The following is an 18,435-nucleotide window of genomic DNA, read 5'->3' on the forward strand; positions in this document are numbered from 1 at the left end:
ATGTACACAGACTGTTTTCACATTTTTATATTTACTTATCCAACATATTCAAACACACCATGTAACGTAACAAGAAAACTCCCGTTTATTTCTAAATCTCTTCCAAGTGCTTGATAGTCAATATAGTTTTGTAAATTAGTAGGTACTTCACCAAGCATGCCTGTTTCTTCTACATAATATCGAGCCACATCTTCCATATCTTCACAATCTACATAACAGATAATATCATCTTGGTTTTCTAGTAATTCTTCCAAACTATCAAACCAGTAGCCTTGAATTTCAGATAGCTCATGGTAAATTGGTGAACCTTCTAATTCCTCTACCATGGCACATAACCGATTAATTTCAGAAATTGGGGTGTATTCACCAATATCAAATGGTAATTCATAATCATGTATGGCATATTCTTCATATTCACTATTTAAGCCAATGCGTTCTTTGACGTCTTCCATATCGATTGGTGGTGTAAACCAATCCCCAACCAATTCGCCCTCATTATATTTTCCGAGATTAGCGATATAAACTTGCATGTCCATTTAAGGTTCTCCTTTCCAAAAGGACTTTACTAGTAGATAAATTTTGTTATTTATTGTTTATATTCAAAAATTCCACGTGATGTCATCATAAAGTTTCCAGTAGCTTCAAGATAATGACCATAAGCTTCATAATCCATATACACTTGTAAACGTGGAGGAATATCGACACTTTCTTCTATAAATATTTTTGCAACATCAATCATACTTTCACTATTTGGATAATAGATAATTTCATCCATATGTTCTATCAACTCTTCAATACTACCAAACCACTGACGCTGAACTTCAGAAAGAACATCATATAAAGGGGAACCTTCAATATCACCAAATGCTTTACATATTCGATTAATTTCGGAAATAGGTGTAGTTTCTTCTATCTCAAAAGGTAAATCATATTCAAAAATAGCGTACTCTTTATATTGATCATCCAATCCAATACGTTCTTTCATTTCTTCAAAATCAATTGGTGGTTCAAACCAAGCCCCTCTAATTTGGTCCTCTTTATACCGATCAACATTTACAATAAAAACTTGCATCCTCATAGAAAATCACCACTTTGTAAAAAAAGATATAAAAAAACAGCAGCTCTCTATCTGCTGATACACAAGGTATGCTCATACACCCCTACCGCACTACCGTTTGGTGCACCATTTTTTTACAGAACATAAGAAGATCACTTATCTTCCGCAAAAAAACGGTATAATTTAAGCCCCTATAATTCTATTGAATAAACTTAACAATACATCTTTCACCCCACTTGCATTAAATACCAACCCTACTGCAACCAAAGCAACAATTAAAAATCCAATCAATTTAGAGAACTCTCGTTTAAAGCCTAAATAAATACCAATGACCACAATCGCCATTAACACTAAAGACTGCGCATTACTTAAAAACCAGTTATACAAATTTTGTCCAAAGTTCATCTTTCATTTCTCCTTTCAATTTCTAATATTTTGTCACTTGACGCATGCATTCGATAAACCATAAAACGATACCGCCCAGGATTGTAATAAAATGTATTTTAATAGTTTCATGGCAGTTCTCCAATCTATCATTTAATGACATCCTCTGTTTCAAGTGCCTGTTGCATCAATAATTGTTGATGACGTTTGGTTAATTTCGCTTGATCTAACATATCTTTAATCACGGTCGTTTGATTGATTTCATCTAGTTTAGTTGCCAGTTTCCAAGTAGGAGCGACTTGTCGAGCCAACCATCTAAGTGTTTTATCAAATGTGTAAGGTTCAGGTTTTGTTGTTAAATAAATTTTTCTATTTTCACCTAAATCTAAAAAACGCTGCCACTCTGTATTCATTGGCCAACTGCTTCGACGTTTTTTCTCGTCTTTATCGACAAATCGAATATACCGATTAATAATAGAAAAAGCAGTTCGTCCCGCATCTTCATACGTCATTAAATCAACAACCGCATGATACGCACGATCATTTTTCAAACGTATTTCAAAACGGTTTTTAATGTCTGTATCTTCAAGTGATGCACCGTGTTTCACGTATTGTTCGTAATCTTTTTCATACACACAAAAATACACATCGCTTTTTAAAGAGCCAATATATAACGTATTTCCCATATCACGTTTTTCTTCTCCATGAACCAATTCGCCAGAACGATAACTTTTAAAGCTGCGAAAAACGGAAATACATTCTTCATTTCTACATTTGTTCGTTAGAAACGGAATATCCAATATGCCTGTCTTATCATTGATCGCAAGGTCAACCCGTTTAAAGACACCATTTACTCGAAATACATCCATGAAAAAATCAAACCATGTACGTTGTTGAGCTAGTAGGAAATTTTCAAATTGCCGACATCCTTTTCCTTTCAGTTCAAGTAAACAGCCTTTATCCTCATCTGGCGAAACCATAACGACAATGTCGCCAAAGACATATTGTTCCATGTAAGAGTAAAACGCATAATCCTCATGGATCATATACTCCATTTTTAACCGTAAGATTTCTTCAATAACTGGCTTCGGGTTCGTTGTCAAAAAACGTATTCGCACGTAATCAAATAAAATTTCGAGTGGTGCTTCTGGATTAAATTGCTCTAAAATATCGAACATCGCTTGTTGTAAGGTTTGAGTTGGTGTCATTTTTCCTGTTTCAATCTCGCTAATATATTGCCTTGAAATTCCTACATGTACCGCTAGTTTGTTTTGAGATACGCCATATGCCAATCGTTTTTCTTTTAATTGTTGATACCAAGGTACTTGATTCATGTACATGCCTCCCAACACAAAAAAGATGTCAACTAAATCGTAAAAGCAGACATCTTCTTCATATGCTCCAAATCGTTGTGCCATCAGGTGTTATTGGCTTTTGGAACAGTTTCTTATTGTTTTTCTACCCCCCTGTTAGAAACGGGGGGTAAAGCGTGGCTGTCGCCACGCAGGCTTTGCCCAGCACAGCGGCTTACGCTTCGCACGCCGCCGCACTGGGCAGCCTTCATTGAGCTAGTTTCTCTATCTCTTTTAAAAAGTCATGATTCTTTGGCACAAGTGGTGTGTAAAATTCGGTAATCACATTATCTCCTTTATCGACATACCCGCGTCCTTTAATTTGTTTTAGGAAAAATTGCTTTTGGACATCCGATCCAAACATCATGCCATACCCTAGTTCGGACATTCTTCCTAAAGCAACCCGAAAATTAAATTGATCACGAATCCCATCCCCTAAATATTTTGCATCTGGTCGCTGACAGGCGAGAATAAGAAAGAAGCCGGCTTGACGTCCTAACATGACAATCTGTTTTAGTTTCGTTAATACAGCCGTACTTTCTTTAGAAGCAAGCATTTCCATAAACGCAACGTATTCGTCAAAGACTAAAAAGTGGGGAGCTAAGCCCAAATAGGCATAATTTTCTCCTGTTTTATATCCTTGCATTTGTTTCATTTCTTCACTTCGAGCCATCATCGCTTCATAAAAATGGTCAATACATGCCATCATGTCTTCCTTTTTATAATATACATCAGGCATGACCGTATTTAGATCGGCTAAATCTGCATTTTTCGGATCTAAAATATATAACTTCGCATTGGTTTTTAACAGTGCTTCAATCAACGTAAGAATAAAATACGTTTTTCCACCACCTGTTCCGCCAGCAATCAACATATGTGGCAGCTGATCATATTCCCAATCCATCGATTTCATGAGCTTTAAACTACCGTTTTCCGCAATGACGTCATCAATTGAAATACGGTTCGCAATCATATCATAAAAAAGAACGTACTCTACATAGGAATCATGTAATTCCTTTGACACTAATTCACAATACAAGCCACTTTCCAACTTCTTTTCTAAATTTAAAAGTGGTTCTTGATATTTACCAAGCGTTATTTCCACTTGAATATGAATCATGCCTTTTTCATACCGATAATACATCTTTGGAAAACGACTAATTTTTTCTTTCGCCTTACTAGATGGGATATCTTTGAAAAATCCTTCATTCATCACTTGTTTTGTTTCATACCACTGATTGTCTAAAATCATCTTTGCGAGCTTTTGTCGATGCATCAATTGTTTTAGATGGTTATAACAATACCGATAATAAACAAAAGCACATATTGCCACTATGATCAAACTAATGATTAATGAAGTTAATCCATATATACTTACAAATTGAGTTTGAAATGGATCAAGTTCCCACGTTGTCGAAAGTAAAAATTTTACATGAAAAGGGATAAAGTAAACAAGCCATACACCAAACAATCCAAAGAAGATAAATTGAAAAAAGAGAGATGCGTCACTTGGTCGGATTCGCTTCCCTCTTTTTTGATAAAGTTTCATTATTTATCTTTGTTAGGCGTAGATTTTTGATTGTTAGTGCTTGGTGTCGCTGTTTTCCCCTTTAAAATCAAGCCATCTGCCTTGATATACCAATCAACATCTGCACCACGAAAAGTTGCATTTGCGACTGTATCTGCGACAGGATTAATTAGTTCCACTTCCGCATTATAATCAAAATCTTTTAATGGAACAGAAGCAGGGATACTCACTTGAATCATGCGACCTTGTTCACGAGACTTTAAATCATAGGTGCGTTCTTTTACTTCAGATGATACTGTACCATCTTCATTTTGTAAAAACACTTCCCGACGTAGTGACGAAAACTTTAATAATCCAAATGTCTTTTCTTTATCAATCACAATTCCTTCAGCTAATCTCATGTTTTTTCCTCCTTATGCTTTAATCATGTCGTCAGCATGTAAAATGTATTTTGTGAAACCACGATCACCAATTTTATAACCTTCAGCAGTGATTTTAGCATTAACCAACTCCACTTTTTCTTCATGTTCAAAGAATTTCTCTCCAGCTTCTTGTGGCAAGTTCACCTCAATATCATCTGCACGTTGAATATCAGAATACAAATTATAACTACGTGACAATGTTGTCATACGCCCATTTATACGGCGCTGTTCCACCTTACCTTCACCTGCATATTCTAAATTTCCAAACGTTTTTTCCATATTTGGAATAACATATTTTAGTTCCATTATTCATTTTCCTTTCTGTACATTATTTTATTTGATTAAAATCTTTACTATTTACCTTCTAGCAGTTGGAGAACGAATTGTAAATTGTTTCATGCAAAATAACCCTCCTTAGTGATTATCAAATAAAATTATTCTCAATGAACTGCGACGTGAAAAAAAATAAAATCAATAAAAGATATTGATTTTATTTAACAGATCCTTTTGAAAGATACAAATACATCATGACATTTGTAGTTAAAATATCATTTCCCATAAAAAAACACTCAGAATGTTTAACTTCTGAGTGTAATCAAATCAATATATAATTATTCAACAATCGCGCCCGTTTGCGGAAAGACCGCTTCGAAAACCTTATTAAAGTAAAACACCAGTTGCTTGACATTACATTACTCCACGATATCCTATATTTAAAAAACTTTTTTCATAACCAACCCAGTAAACGGTGTCTCCCCTAAAACAAAAGTGATTGTTTCCACTCGTTTAAAATGATTTTTATGATAAAAAGAAATTGCACCATTATTTTCTTCCCACACCGCAAGCCAAAGTGATCCTTTATCTAATTGTTTTGCTATTTCAATAGCTTTATTAAGCATTTGTTGTCCGAATCCTCGATGTTGGAATTCATCTAACACATAAATTCTCTCAATTTCTACACTGTCCTCATCGTAAATCTTACTTTGTTCCTTTTCCTTGTTTAATTTAAGATAACCAACTAAATTTTCATTATCAAACATAAGATAGAAAAGCGAATCAGGATTGGTCACTTGTTCCGTTAATGCTTTATGCGTCAATGTGTTCTGAATATACAAAGACATATCTTTCTCTGTATTATCTTCCCCATACGTATCCACAAACGTTTTTATAGAAATTTCCTTAAGTATTTCAATATCTTCTAATCTACATTTTTTAAAATTAATCAAAGCTTCTCTACCCCTTCATACCAATCTAAATTAATCTTACTAAACTAATGATTTTCCTCAACATAATGGCCTTATATGCAAGATGGGCGCTGCTCTCTATTAAGGAATAGAGCCCGATTACCGGAGACTTGAATCCAAGATAATTTGCGTATGTTCTTCGACTAAAGCCTCCGTTTATGTAAGACTTGATTTTGAGATATATTGGAATAGATCAATAATGTAAAATATCCGTATTACTAGTAGAGGTAAACATTTAAGCAATCGGTCTAAAATATACTGTATAATTAAATGTTTCCTATTGGACTTCTGCATCCCCCCATTGGAATCCCCTTATGATTAATGTGCTTTTTCAGATTCACAATAGCGTTACCTTGATAAACTTGTTCCATAATTTTTTCTATTTTTTCGCTTTCTTGTTTACTTACTATTTGCTTCATAAGCATTTTTTTGAACCATTGACTAATTTCCGTCGGTAAAACATTCCCAGCAATGGAAGAAAGACGATCATATCCATGTAATACTTTTTCTTCTAAATCCATTTCTCCACCAGCATAAAAGGACAAAACGTTATGCATACCTTTTTTTATTCGTTCAATTTTTTCTTTATTGCCAGCATCTTTTATTCCAACCACTAAGTTATTCTTACTTAATTGAATAATATTTTTTTCCGATAGATCAAATCCAGTTCTTTTTGGATTGTTATATAAAATTGTAGGTTTATTACTAAGGTGGATAATCCTCTCTGTATAAACAAATGCTTCTTGTTGAGTCGGTATAACATAAGGGGGATACCCAAGCATGATACCTGAGATTTTTGAATGACAAATCTTTTCGGCTAATTCCTCTGCTTCTTTCTGTCTAATTGAAGCTACACCAAATATAATTTCCATATTACTAATAAGTTCTTCTTCCAGTTCTAATCCGTTTATTATTTCAATTTTCTCTTGGAGGTTTAGACTATGCTGTTCTCCAGTAGTTCCCGAGACAAGAACAGATTTTACTCCTTGTTTATACAGGCCTTTTATATGGCTTATTGTTCCTTGAACATTTATAGACTCATCTTCAAAAAAAGCTGTTGGTACGGCAATATGAACTTTTTCGGTTAGCATTTTATTATCCCTCTTTTCCTTTTTATATACTTGTACTAAAGTGCCTGTTAGCAGAATAATCGATATCCACTGGGCTGCTTTCCCGCAATTGTTTAAAAATCGAATTCACGATATAAACATCTAAACTATAAGATAGAATTGATCACTTCGTTTTCCTAGCTTTCATCACTTCGGCTAATTGTCGAGAGTTTGAATCTTTTTCTTTATTTAGTTTATCAATAATATTGATATAGTCCTCTTCATTTCGATTTTGACTCAATTTAAAGGCTGCTTGAACTTCTTGCACTTTTACTTTAAATCCAACAATACCTTTAGTTTGGTTTTTGGTTTTTGGTTTTTGGAGAGAAGTTCTCCCATAACGCAGCATTTTCACGGTGTTGTTCATACTTTTGCAATAGAGACTTTAGGTCTTCCAGCAATTCTTGTTCACTCATCAGACTAGCCGTTCCATATACATGGACAGCTTGATAATTCCATGTGGGGACATTTTCAGACTTGTACCACGAGGATGAAATATAAGCATGGGGCCCTTGATACATAACAAGAACAGGATCATCCCCGAAAGTTTTCCACTGTGGATTCGCATAAGCGAAATGTCCAGTGAGATAGTAGTCATCCCCTTGTTTATGCAACTCCAAAGGTAAGTGAGTCGCTATAGGTTTTCCTTCTTCTATCGTTACGATCGTGCCGAAAGAGTTCCTCTGAATAAAGTCTTTGATTTCAACAAAGTCTGTGACTCTAAAATGCTTTGGGATATACATCCTCATTCACCTCTCCACTTAATTATTAGAGCTTTTTAACCATTATTAAGTCCCTTTGTTCTTCATCCCCCATATAAAAAGAGTGCGCTCCCGTTTGAGTAAAACCCAATCTCTTGTAAAAAGAAATGGCATTTTTATTTTTTTCCCATACGCCCAGCCAGATCTTCTTTTTATTCTGTTCTATAGCAATATCCATAGCTTTATTGAACAGGTATTTACCAAGGCCAAGCTTTTGAAATTTATTAATAATATAAATCCGCTCAATCTCAAGGGTGTCACCATCCATTTCTTCAGTCTGGGCATCCCCGATATTAACCTTTAAATATCCAGCGACCTCATCATTAAAAGAAACTAAAAAGAAATGGGATAAAGGATTGGATAACTCATTTTCTACTTGGTTTATGTTAAAAGCCTCTTTCAAATAAGCCTTCATATTTTCTGGAGAATTCTGATCCTCAAACGTCTCCTTAAATGTTTCATAACCAATTTCTTGAAGTTTTCGTGAATCTCCCAATGTACATCTTGTCATATTTATATTCATAAAAACCTTTCGCTCCTCTCTACAATCAGTAACTTCTCTTGTTTCCTTTTTTTACGAATTCCCAGTCTTTTTCTATGTTTTTTCTTACTTTTAGAAGCAGATTGAAAATCGTTTCTACTTCTCTTCCGGAAAATCCCTCTAATGCAACATATTTACACACAAATTTTGCACCGATTCCAGTTGATCGATTAACATGAATCATACAACAATTAACTAGCCCAAATATTTTTTCGAGAACATTCATTTACCTTATATTCTTGATAATGGCGATAATTTAAAATGGACCAATTGGAGTTGGAACCTTATTAACCGTTTTTTTAGGAGAGCTAATACTTATTTATTTTTTACAATTTAATTGAGAGTTATTAGACCGCATATTAACACACGCTAATACATCACCAAATTGTGATAAATTCGATTAGCTCCATCCGCAAACTATTGATTTGATTGCTGTCCAGCCTTGTATATGTCATACACAACAGGTTAACATAACGCCACGGTTAGGAAGTATTTAACTCCATTGCACAAGAAGAAAAAGTTGCCCTGTAAAGGCAGCCATTACTTTAAGTTTCTTCACAATCTGAAACTTATCTATTTCTCTAGGACATTTGAAACTCTAATTTTTTACTGTAGTAAAAGTGCAACCGCACACTGCAAAAGTAATAACGCCAATATAATATTTATTATTCGATAATGTTTGAAATATGTCTTTTGTAATAACCCGCCGAAAAATATCCAAGTCAGGGTAGCAATCGTACCTACTATAGCAATAATCATTTCAAAAAATAAAAGCGTCTCCAGTGATGAGTAATAAGGTGTAATATATCCTGTTAATGCGGTAATCCCAAATAAAAATATTTTTACATTAACAATTTGCAGGACAAAGCCAATCCAAAAAGAGGGCTGTTTGTCAGATTTTTTATTGTCAGGCTTACTGATTGCAACCCCATAGGCAAGCCATAAAATATAAATAACTCCTGCATATGTAAGTACATTCATAATTGGATTTATTAAGTTGTCTAATCCAAAAATAAAGAAGGCACATAACGCTTGTACAAAAAAATAACCAGCAAAGATCCCGAAGTATAAAGGCTTTCCTTTTTTCCATCCATAATTCGTCATCGTATTTAACGCCAGAATATTACCCGGACCCGGTGTAAAAGCATTTATTAGTGCGTAGATAACAAATGAAAACAATACTTGAATTCCCATACAACATTCACTCTCCAATATAAATCATCAACATCCATAATTATAAGGGAGTTTCCCGAGTATAGCATAATACTTAAAAGCCATACCTCGATATAACTAAAAGTTATAACAGGCTGAATGGGAAGACAAATTTTCATTTATAATTCCTGTTCAACATTTTTTAAAGCATTCACATATATTTCACCAAGTCGCGACAACGTGACATCCCTATGCTGTATTATTCCTACACGTATAAGTTCATCTACATTAAGGGGAACAGCAATAATATCATCCCCATGAAGATACTTGGGAAAAATTCCCGAAGAAATGGTGTAACCGTCGAGACCAATCATAAAATTTACAATAGCTGCCCTATCACTGACTTTGATTCTTTTCTTCACACTTCTAGTACTTAAAATTTCTTCTGAAAAATAAAAAGAATTGTACTCTCCTTGTTCGAAAGAAAGGCAAGGGTAGTCATCTAATTCTTCCAAATTAATCGATTCTTTGTCAGCTAATGGATGTCTTTTACTAATAAACACATGTGGTTTTGCCATAAATAATTCTGAAAAGGTCAAATCCCTTTCTTTTAATAATTTTAATAAAATAGATCCATTATAATTACTTAAATAAATTACCCCTAACTCACTTCGTAAATTTTTAACATCTTCAATGATTTCATAAGTTTTCGTTTCACGAAGTGTAAACTCATATTCAGAAGCCCCAAATTCCTAAACAAGTTCTACAAAAGCATTAGCTGCAAAAGTATAATGCTGGGTTGAAATGGAAAAATGTTGCTTAGCTGGTTTGTCACTTAAATATTTTTCTTCTAGCATGTTAAACTGCTGTAATACCTGTCTAGCATAACCTAGAAACCCAGCTCCTTCATTAGTAATAGTAACCCCTCTATTTGTTCTAATGAATAGAGTAATTTTAATTTCCTTCTCTAGTTCCTTAATCGCATTCGACAAACTTGGCTGGGAAATGAATAAACTTTTTGCTGCTTCATTCATGGACCCCTTGCTTGCTACTTCTAATACATATTTTAATTGTTGTAAAGTCAAATTGAACACCTCTCTTTCAAAGTTCCAATCATTAATTTAACAATAGATTTTACGACTTTTCTATCGAACACATTCAAATTTATAGAATCCTCAAGAAGTTTTATTCCATTAAATGGCCCGTTTACCGAATATCATACTCATATATAATTTAACATAAAAATAATACTTCATAAAATAAAATGTATAGCAAATATTACTGAGAATTTCAGCGTTAATTAGTACTAAGTTGTTTTTAACATATAGTTTATATATGTTAATAAAGTCAAAACGGAAAGATTTATTGTATTTTACACAACTTATACTTCTTATAAACAATCATTCACACACCAAAAGACAACCATGTTTTCCCTATTTTTATCATGTACCAATTTACCATGAGGAAAAAACAGAAAGTCTTTAATCTCTATCTCATTCAAATTAAAGTGATTGTCAATCCAATCCATCACTTTTGCTTCATTTTCTTCCAAAAAAATCACGCTCCTACTTGTTTTAGACAATTAAAAAGCATGACAGATAGAATTTGTCACACGTTAGTTTGGTTATATTTATAAAACTTCTGCAATACCAGCCATAATATATTCGGCACATGGTACAGCAATCGCATTTCCAATTGCTTTGTATCTAGCATAATCACTTATAGCTTCATTTTTATTCCCAAGGGCTGTCCATCCCTCTGGTAATCCCATCAAACGTTCACATTCTAATGGAGTAAGCTGACGGATAAACCCTTCCTTTTCTTCTCCTTCGTACCAAAATGTAAAATAGTTCACGGATCCTGCGAGTAAAGTGGGAAATGGATCTCCTGTTTTTCCGAAACTGCCGTGAAACCCTTTTTCGTTTCTTTCCTTTGCCGTACTTCGCATTCTTCTTTCTTGAAAGGGACGGATGATGGGTATTTTCCCCCCTGCTTTTTGAGTAGATATTCTACTGGCAATGGTGGAGGATAGCTTGCTCTCTCCGCAAGACGTAAAAACCGATTGCAAATCGCGGGCTTTAAATAATATTTCTGTGGCACGTGACTCTCCAAAATCTGCCACGAGGAAGATACGTCTTCTTCTTTGAGCAAGTGTGGGCCTTCCCCAATATTGGGCATCCAACAATCGCCAAGCGATATCAACATCATTCCCTCGGACCATTCCGGCGTTTGCCCAGACTTCAGAATCAGGCATTGGAATTTCGGTATTTGTGAACGATTCAAGCACGGCCTTAAAATCCAGCCTGTTATTTGATGAAAAAGCTCCCATGACGTTTTCCCAAACAGCGATAACTGGATATGTTCCATTCGTTGCACACCTCATTTCTTCTATAATTCGGATTGCGTGAAAAAATAAACTCGATTGACTTCCTGTAAGACCTTCTCGTTTACCAATATTGGATAGGTTCTGACAAGGAGAACCAAATGTAATGATATGAACAGGTGGAATTTCTCCCTCTTTTACTTTTGTAATATCTCCTAAATGATAGATGTTAGGAAAATGTCGTTTCGTAATAGATATAGGTGCTTTTTCAATTTCACTTGCCCATATTGGTTGAATCCCGTAACGAGAAGCAGCTAATGGAAATACACCAATACCATCAAATAAACTTCCTAAAGTTAGTTTTTTCATATTCCACCTTCTATTCTCCATTTTTAGGCGTAAAAAAAAGACGCTCATTTTAATTGAACGCCTTACATTTTTTTATTCTATTGTGTTCCCACACCCCAGATCAATTACCACCGAAACGGTAATGTGTTTTTTCAGTACTTTATTTCTCGTTTTTTCACCTTCTCCCACAAACACGAAATGCTTGTGAAAGTGTTTAAAACTAAGGATTTCTATATAGTTTCTCTTTGTAGCAACGATACACACTCCACATGCGTTGTCTGCGGAAACATATCCACAGGCTGCACTTCTTCTGTCTTATAACCTCCATCTTCCAATACGCGTAGATCACGAGCTAAAGTCGCTGGATTACAGGATACATAGACTACTTTTCTCGGCTTCATATCAAGAATTGTCTGTAATAATGCTTCATCACAGCCTTTTCTTGGAGGATCTACAACTAACACGTCTGCTTCATTCCCTGCTTTATACCAATTGGGGATAACTACTTCTGCTTCTCCAACTGCAAATTCCACATTGTGGATATCATTTATGAGGGCATTTTTTCTTGCATCCTCAATTGCTTGTGGAACAATTTCGACACCGAATACTTGTCTTGCTTTTTTTGCTAAAAATAAAGAGATTGTTCCAATACCACAATAGGCATCGATTACTTTCTCTTCCCCATTTAGATCAGCATATTCCAATGCTTTCTCATAGAGCACCTTTGTCTGTTCTGGATTCACTTGATAAAAGGAGCGAGCAGAAATAGCAAACTTTACATCACCAATATAATCAGTAATGGTCTCTTCTCCCCATAGCACTCGAGTTATTTCTCCCATTATCACATTCGTTTTTTTGTTATTCACATTGTGGATAATTGATTTAATATTTGGGACTTTTTCAACAATTTCATCAACAATTGCCTTTCGATTGGGGATATCCTGTGTACGAGTGATTAATACAATCATTACTTCCTTCGTAATGGCCCCTCTTCTTACCATAATATGGCGTAAATCACCTTTATGGCGTGCCTCGTCATATGCACGAACTCCATATTTCGAACAAATATCTTTTACTGTATTTACGACATAGTCATTTTCTTCTTGCTGAATGAGGCATTGTTCCATATTAATGATTTGATGGGAGCGTTGTTGATAAAATCCGCCGATGAGACCACCTTCTTGTTCCCCGATTGGAACTTGTGACTTATTGCGGTAGCGCCAAGGATCTTCCATCCCTAGTGTTGGATGTACCGTCGTGTTAATTTTTCCAATCCGCTCTAGAACATCCATAACATGCTTATGCTTCATTTTCAATTGTCCTTCATAGCTTAAATGCTGTAATTGGCAGCCTCCACATTCCTTGTAAATAAGACATGGTGCTTCCACGCGATAAGGACTTCTTTCTTTTATTTCTACTAAACGACCGAAACCGTAATTCTTATTTGTCTTGATTACTTTTACGGTTGCTTTCTCTCCTGGAAGTCCATTGGGGATAAATAGGGGATAACCATCTACTTTTGCCACTCCTGAACCTTCATGGGTTAAATCTTCAAAAATTATATCTATTATATCGTTCTTTTGAACGGGTAATGTTTTACTCATTATCGTCTTCCTTTACATCGATATTTCCGAAAAAAATAAGCGTGGTAATTGTAACATATTATCAGGAAAGCGTCATGGGCTTACGGGAAATCTTAGGAAATCAAAACAAAAAGTGAGGGGATTTCTTATTCCTCTCACTCCTCGTTATTGTCTGTTTGTAACATTCCTTTATAATCCTTGATATCTGGTCGGTCTTCATCACGAATTTCTTCAATTGGTACATATAACTCAAAGTGACGATATAAATTAATAAATTCAGCAGGCAATAAGCCGCCAAATTCTCCATCAAGATTTAATTGTACTTTCTCATCGGAGCTAACTTTAATGTGATTGGCATTCGTATAAATGACATTCGGATCATTGATATGTTCCCCACGTAAAGCCAGTGAAGCAATTCGAATAAAGTCTGCAAGATTTGCCTTTTTTAAGATTAACAAAGAGAACAGCCCATCATTAATAGAAGCTCCTGGTGCTAACTTCTCAAAGCCGCCGACAGAATTGGTCAGGCCAACAAGAAACAACATCGCTTCTCCTTCAAACAGCTTGCCATCATATTCGATTTTCACATGTGATGCTTTAATGAACGGTAGCATTTCGACGCCTTTTAAATAATAAGCAAGCTGTCCAAGCATGGTTTTCAGTTTACTTGGAACCTCATAAGAGATTTCTGTTAAGTGTCCACCACCACTAATATTAATGAAATATTTATCATTCATTCTTCCAATATCAATCGGGATTGTATCGCCCTTTGCGATTACATCTACTGCACCTATAACATCTCTTGGAATATGCAGTGCTCTTGCAAAGTCATTTGTTGTTCCTACCGGTATAATTCCAAGCTTTGGACGATATTCTTGTTCTGCCATTCCGTTAACCACTTCATTGATGGTTCCATCGCCACCTGCAGCAATGACAAGATCAAATCGTCTTTCTACTGCAACTCTTGCTGCATATGTTGCATCCTCTGGTCCAGTCGTTGCATGACAAGAAGTTTCATAACCTGCCTCTTCTAATCTTTTTAGCACTTCTGGTAAATGTTTTTTAAAAGCTTCCCGACCTGAAGTAGGATTATATATTATTCTTGCCCTTTTCATTTTCATCATCCTATAATCAAGATTCATTTTTTTTCCATAGCCATTAACATCATATACGATACTTCTTGCTTAAGCAATTTTTAAATCTATCTATTACCATCGTATGTGACCATTGAATAATAAGTGTCCATGTTTCCAAGTATCTTCCCACATTATAACCCAATCTATCAGTTCACCATACTTTCCTAATTCTTATTACTGTTTTTTTCTATTAATCAAACGTTTGATTAACTTTTTTCCGACACAAAGCTCCATTATTCCGCTCCCTTAGAAGAAATCTGTAAAAAAGAAAGCAAACATTCGAGAAAATCAGCCATGCATATTCCATTCAAAAAAGGATGATTTCCCTCAAATAATACCCTGTCTGAGTCAAATCTATCCTCTTTTTATTATGATTAGTGATTCGTTAACTCTAACGTACCACTGTTAAAGACATGTATAGCAGAACCACCTTTTCCTTTTTGCAAGACTGCATTCGTCTTTCCTTCCTCCATTGTATTTTCTGTATTAGAAAACTCCCATTCTGCACGATCACTATTATTTATTACTGTATCATTTACAGAAACCTTCACATTATTTGTTTCATCCAATATTAAATCGATTGCTGGGACATTATTAACCGTCCAATTATTTTTTAAGTCACGTGGATTTAAAGTGACATCATTATTTAAATCAATAATATCTAATTTCTTACTCGTTGGCACAAGAATCGTCGTATGTATAGAAGAATAATCAGTATAGAATTCAGACATGCGATACGGTAATTGCTTTAAACGAATAAACAAAGTATCTCCCTTTTGAGAAACATGAAGATAATCTTCTGGTTTGGAAACAACTACATCCTTTGATTGAACTGTTCGGAAAGTTCCAAATAAGGATAGGACGTCATCGTTTGTTCCTTCAATTGTAATCGGACTTTGCTGATTTTCGGACTCAATGACAATTCTTTTAATATCAGCCTTCATCGCATAATTGAATTCAGGTAAATCTCTAGTTATCTCTTCTCTTTTTAATCCTTGTTCCAGAATATCCATAATTCCAGAGGATTGGAGAAAGACCATTGATATGCCTGCTGTCCCAATGATCCCAACGACAATAATACTGAAAAGATCAAAGCTTAAATACGGCTTTTCTTGCTTAGAAGAAAACAGATATAGCAAAATCTCTATTCCCAAAACAACTAAAATAACCGGCCACCAAACTTTTAAAACACTCACAATTTTCCAATGAAAAAACTGTGTCAGTAACAAAAATACGCCAAGGAATAATAAAGATAAACCCATTGAAAAAGTGCCCACTCGCCATTGCCTCATTCTCTTCTCCCCTTCTGTCAGCATTGGCTTCTTGTATGAATTCAAAAAGCCAATAGCCATCTCTATCTTTCTTCTACATTTCTTATATTTTTTTCTTCTTTGTTCCTTTTAGCAGATGAATACCGCCGATTATAAGAACTAGGCACACAATTCCCGTCTGAAAATATTGATAAAAGAAAAATCGTAAATCTATATCTATTACTTCTCTGATGATGGGTGAAAAGATCGGTAAAATAATATTGATTATTAAATAATATAAACCAATTACAAGTAGACCAATCCCAAACCATTTTTGATAATTAATCAAATAAGCAATGACCGGGACATCCTCCAATTCCTCTTCTCCTACTTTTGATGCTTTTTGTAATCCATCAAAGAAGCTGTAGAACCAAATGATAGGAATAACGAATAAAAATAGTCCTAATCGTAATTCATTAAGGATAAAAATAGAGAACAAGAAAGCAGCCATTAGCTGAATCCCTCTTTGCTGCAAGCCTAAATATAAATGGCCCGCTCCTGGAAAAACAGATAAGAAGGTTGCAATAAATTTACTTTTCTTTCCCTCTTCTCTATTCTTTTCAAAATCCTGAAAGATTGTAATATCTTCAAGCTTTTCCCCTTTCAGTTTTTTATTATACTGCTGGGAAACGTCATAAAAACCGTAAATCCAAATAACAGGCAAAATCGCCAAAAATAACAGGAATTCATTCGTATAGGTTAGGAAAGCAATAAATAAAATCATAATCCCTAACCCTAGAAAAGTTGTTAATAATGTTATTCCTCGATAGACTAAGCCTAACTGAATATGACCTAAGCCAGGGACAAATGATAAAACAATCGTATAAAAACGCTCTGATTCAGCTGTTTTTACTAATACAGGTGCTACGTCTCCAGCCTCTGTATTACTAGCCAAATTAACCCGTTCTTTTAAATAGCTACTGGTCGTGATTAATGTGTCGATAAAACTAATACAGTAGATAATGAAACCAATAATAATTACTATAAATGTTAACTCATTGAGGTACCCTGAACTAAAAATCACAATGGACATAAATGCTAGTCCAAAGACAGCCATCCCATATAAAAAGCCTCGCAACCTTTTCCCAATATAAAAAAGACCACCACCTGGAAAAAATGCTAAGATTGTTGCGACAATCGGGTTTTTCATTTCTTAAAATCCTCCTTTTTACTACTATCAAATGAATCCATCCAGGCAAAGGTCTTATCCACTAAACCTCCTGATTTTGGCTCTTCTTTCAAAGAAACTTCCGCTTTTTGGATTGTTTCTGTATGTTTTATAATCGATTGAAAAAATCCTGCCGACATCAGAATCAATGTAAGACTCGCGGCAATTGCATAATGGAATATGGATGATTGATAAAAAGGACGTTTCCTTTCCTCTATTTTTTCTATCTCCATATTTTCAAAGGATATTTTTTGCATAATATCATTCATAAAAGCTGCTTCATCTGAAATCGAAGGAAGTATCTCCTCTTGCATGTCTACTGCATCTATATACAATTCTAAACATTGATCGCATGTATACAAATGATTTTCAAGAAATGCTCTTTCTTTCTCATTCAGTTCATCGTTTACATACTTCATCCAATCATCTTTAGAATAATGTGTTGTCATAAAAATTCTTCCTCCTTCCAATGTGTTTTGATCCAGAGTCTTGCGCGATACAGCTTCGTTTCAATTGTTTTCACTTGAACATTTTGCTCTAATGCCATTTCTTGATAACTTTTTTCTTGAATGTAAAAACCATAAATGACATCCCTGTAATTAGCGGGTACTTCCTCCAGTCTTTTTTGCACAAGCTTTTGTCGTTCCCGCTTTAGCACTTCTATTTCTACATCATCGGCCAGAGAGCCTCCTATGTGGGATTCCAATTCTTCTGTCATCTCTTCTTTTCTTCTTTGTTTTTTTCTTCTCATATCAATAGCATGATTGACAGCAATTCTTGTTATCCATGTTTTAAAACCTTGATTCTCGTAATTGGGGAGAGAGGTATAGATTTTAATAAACACTTCTTGAGTAGCATCTTCTGCTTCTTTTTGATCTTTCAAAACACTGTATATAGAACGAAACAAATAGTCCCGATGCTTTTCCACTAACAAACGAAATGCGTGATCATTTCCTGCTTTTACTTTTTCAATTAACACTTGATCACTAATGGCCTCTCCCCCCTTTCCTAGCCATT

Annotated in this window: 19 protein-coding genes and 4 pseudogenes; 1 reads left to right on the forward strand and 22 read right to left on the reverse strand. The window is 34.8% G+C overall.

Annotated features, from left to right (window positions below; genetic code table 11):
* Window positions 1-35: 35 nt before the first annotated feature.
* The 12 genes and pseudogenes from NST60_RS08300 to NST60_RS08355 form a co-directional block, all read right to left on the reverse strand.
* Window positions 36-536 carry an antirestriction protein ArdA gene (locus tag NST60_RS08300; RefSeq protein ID WP_341098633.1) on the reverse strand — a complete coding sequence of 167 codons (501 nt, stop codon included), beginning with the start codon at window positions 534-536 and terminating at the stop codon, window positions 36-38.
* Between the two features lie 50 nt (window positions 537-586).
* Complete coding sequence (locus tag NST60_RS08305) at window positions 587-1,078, reverse strand: antirestriction protein ArdA (RefSeq protein WP_341098635.1); 492 nt, start codon at window positions 1,076-1,078, stop codon at window positions 587-589.
* Window positions 1,079-1,240: 162 nt separating this feature from the next.
* Entirely contained in the window at window positions 1,241-1,462 is a 222-nt protein-coding gene (locus NST60_RS08310) for a hypothetical protein (RefSeq protein WP_341098636.1), read from the reverse strand.
* A gap of 128 nt (window positions 1,463-1,590) precedes the next feature.
* A complete protein-coding gene (mobT, locus tag NST60_RS08315; protein ID WP_341099812.1) occupies window positions 1,591-2,790 on the reverse strand; it encodes a MobT family relaxase in 1,200 nt (399 codons plus the stop codon).
* 211 nt (window positions 2,791-3,001) lie between these two features.
* The gene (locus NST60_RS08320; RefSeq protein ID WP_095260122.1) at window positions 3,002-4,342 is read right to left on the reverse strand and encodes an FtsK/SpoIIIE domain-containing protein; all 1,341 of its coding nucleotides are present in this window, start codon (window positions 4,340-4,342) and stop codon (window positions 3,002-3,004) included.
* Window positions 4,342-4,722, reverse strand: a complete 381-nt coding sequence (locus NST60_RS08325) for a YdcP family protein (RefSeq protein ID WP_341098638.1) — start codon at window positions 4,720-4,722, stop codon at window positions 4,342-4,344. Before NST60_RS08325 ends, NST60_RS08320 begins: the two co-directional genes overlap by 1 nt.
* Window positions 4,723-4,734: 12 nt before the next feature.
* Window positions 4,735-5,049, reverse strand: coding sequence for a YdcP family protein (locus NST60_RS08330; protein WP_341098639.1), 315 nt, complete (start codon window positions 5,047-5,049; stop codon window positions 4,735-4,737).
* A 407-nt stretch (window positions 5,050-5,456) separates the two neighbouring features.
* A complete protein-coding gene (locus NST60_RS08335; protein WP_207452476.1) occupies window positions 5,457-5,969 on the reverse strand; it encodes a GNAT family N-acetyltransferase in 513 nt (170 codons plus the stop codon).
* 284 nt (window positions 5,970-6,253) lie between these two features.
* The gene (locus tag NST60_RS08340) at window positions 6,254-7,078 is read right to left on the reverse strand and encodes a dihydrodipicolinate synthase family protein (protein ID WP_341098642.1); all 825 of its coding nucleotides are present in this window, start codon (window positions 7,076-7,078) and stop codon (window positions 6,254-6,256) included.
* A gap of 142 nt (window positions 7,079-7,220) precedes the next feature.
* Window positions 7,221-7,839 (reverse strand): annotated as a pseudogene (locus NST60_RS08345) (FMN-binding negative transcriptional regulator).
* Window positions 7,840-7,864: 25 nt separating this feature from the next.
* A complete protein-coding gene (locus NST60_RS08350) occupies window positions 7,865-8,380 on the reverse strand; it encodes a GNAT family N-acetyltransferase (protein WP_341098643.1) in 516 nt (171 codons plus the stop codon).
* Window positions 8,381-8,405: 25 nt separating this feature from the next.
* Window positions 8,406-8,528: pseudogene (locus tag NST60_RS08355) on the reverse strand (MarR family transcriptional regulator); the annotation flags it as partial.
* Here NST60_RS08355 and NST60_RS08360 point away from each other — a divergent pair.
* A pseudogene (locus NST60_RS08360) lies at window positions 8,524-8,739 on the forward strand (YitT family protein); the annotation flags it as partial. The pseudogenes NST60_RS08355 and NST60_RS08360 overlap by 5 nt on opposite strands.
* A 265-nt stretch (window positions 8,740-9,004) precedes the next feature.
* Here NST60_RS08360 and NST60_RS08365 read toward each other — a convergent pair.
* From NST60_RS08365 to NST60_RS08410, 10 genes and pseudogenes are all read right to left on the reverse strand, one after another.
* Window positions 9,005-9,592, reverse strand: coding sequence for a LysE family transporter (locus NST60_RS08365; RefSeq protein WP_341098644.1), 588 nt, complete (start codon window positions 9,590-9,592; stop codon window positions 9,005-9,007).
* 137 nt (window positions 9,593-9,729) lie between these two features.
* Window positions 9,730-10,635, reverse strand: a pseudogene (locus NST60_RS08370) (LysR family transcriptional regulator).
* A 305-nt stretch (window positions 10,636-10,940) separates the two neighbouring features.
* Complete coding sequence (locus NST60_RS08375) at window positions 10,941-11,102, reverse strand: hypothetical protein (RefSeq protein WP_341098646.1); 162 nt, start codon at window positions 11,100-11,102, stop codon at window positions 10,941-10,943.
* Between the two features lie 78 nt (window positions 11,103-11,180).
* Window positions 11,181-12,242, reverse strand: a complete 1,062-nt coding sequence (locus NST60_RS08380; RefSeq protein WP_341098648.1) for a DNA cytosine methyltransferase — start codon at window positions 12,240-12,242, stop codon at window positions 11,181-11,183.
* Window positions 12,243-12,451: 209 nt separating this feature from the next.
* Window positions 12,452-13,825, reverse strand: a complete 1,374-nt coding sequence (gene rlmD / locus NST60_RS08385; protein WP_341098649.1) for a 23S rRNA (uracil(1939)-C(5))-methyltransferase RlmD — start codon at window positions 13,823-13,825, stop codon at window positions 12,452-12,454.
* 134 nt (window positions 13,826-13,959) lie between these two features.
* Window positions 13,960-14,919 (reverse strand): diacylglycerol kinase, encoded by a 960-nt coding sequence (locus NST60_RS08390; RefSeq protein ID WP_016205064.1) that lies wholly within the window; start codon window positions 14,917-14,919, stop codon window positions 13,960-13,962.
* Window positions 14,920-15,314: 395 nt separating this feature from the next.
* Window positions 15,315-16,232: a LiaI-LiaF-like domain-containing protein gene (locus NST60_RS08395; protein WP_169187787.1), complete on the reverse strand. Its 918-nt coding sequence runs from the start codon at window positions 16,230-16,232 to the stop codon at window positions 15,315-15,317.
* Window positions 16,233-16,314: 82 nt separating this feature from the next.
* Window positions 16,315-17,400 carry a hypothetical protein gene (locus NST60_RS08400; RefSeq protein WP_169187786.1) on the reverse strand — a complete coding sequence of 362 codons (1,086 nt, stop codon included), beginning with the start codon at window positions 17,398-17,400 and terminating at the stop codon, window positions 16,315-16,317.
* Complete coding sequence (locus NST60_RS08405; protein ID WP_016205061.1) at window positions 17,397-17,867, reverse strand: anti-sigma factor family protein; 471 nt, start codon at window positions 17,865-17,867, stop codon at window positions 17,397-17,399. The genes NST60_RS08400 and NST60_RS08405 overlap by 4 nt, the downstream gene beginning before the upstream one ends.
* Window positions 17,864-18,397 carry a sigma-70 family RNA polymerase sigma factor gene (locus NST60_RS08410; RefSeq protein WP_084668785.1) on the reverse strand — a complete coding sequence of 178 codons (534 nt, stop codon included), beginning with the start codon at window positions 18,395-18,397 and terminating at the stop codon, window positions 17,864-17,866. The genes NST60_RS08405 and NST60_RS08410 overlap by 4 nt, the downstream gene beginning before the upstream one ends.
* Between the last annotated feature and the right edge of the window lie 38 nt (window positions 18,398-18,435).

Origin of the sequence: Niallia sp. FSL W8-1348 (genome assembly GCF_038006745.1) — a bacterium.
Classification (GTDB): domain Bacteria; phylum Bacillota; class Bacilli; order Bacillales; family Cytobacillaceae; genus Niallia; species Niallia alba.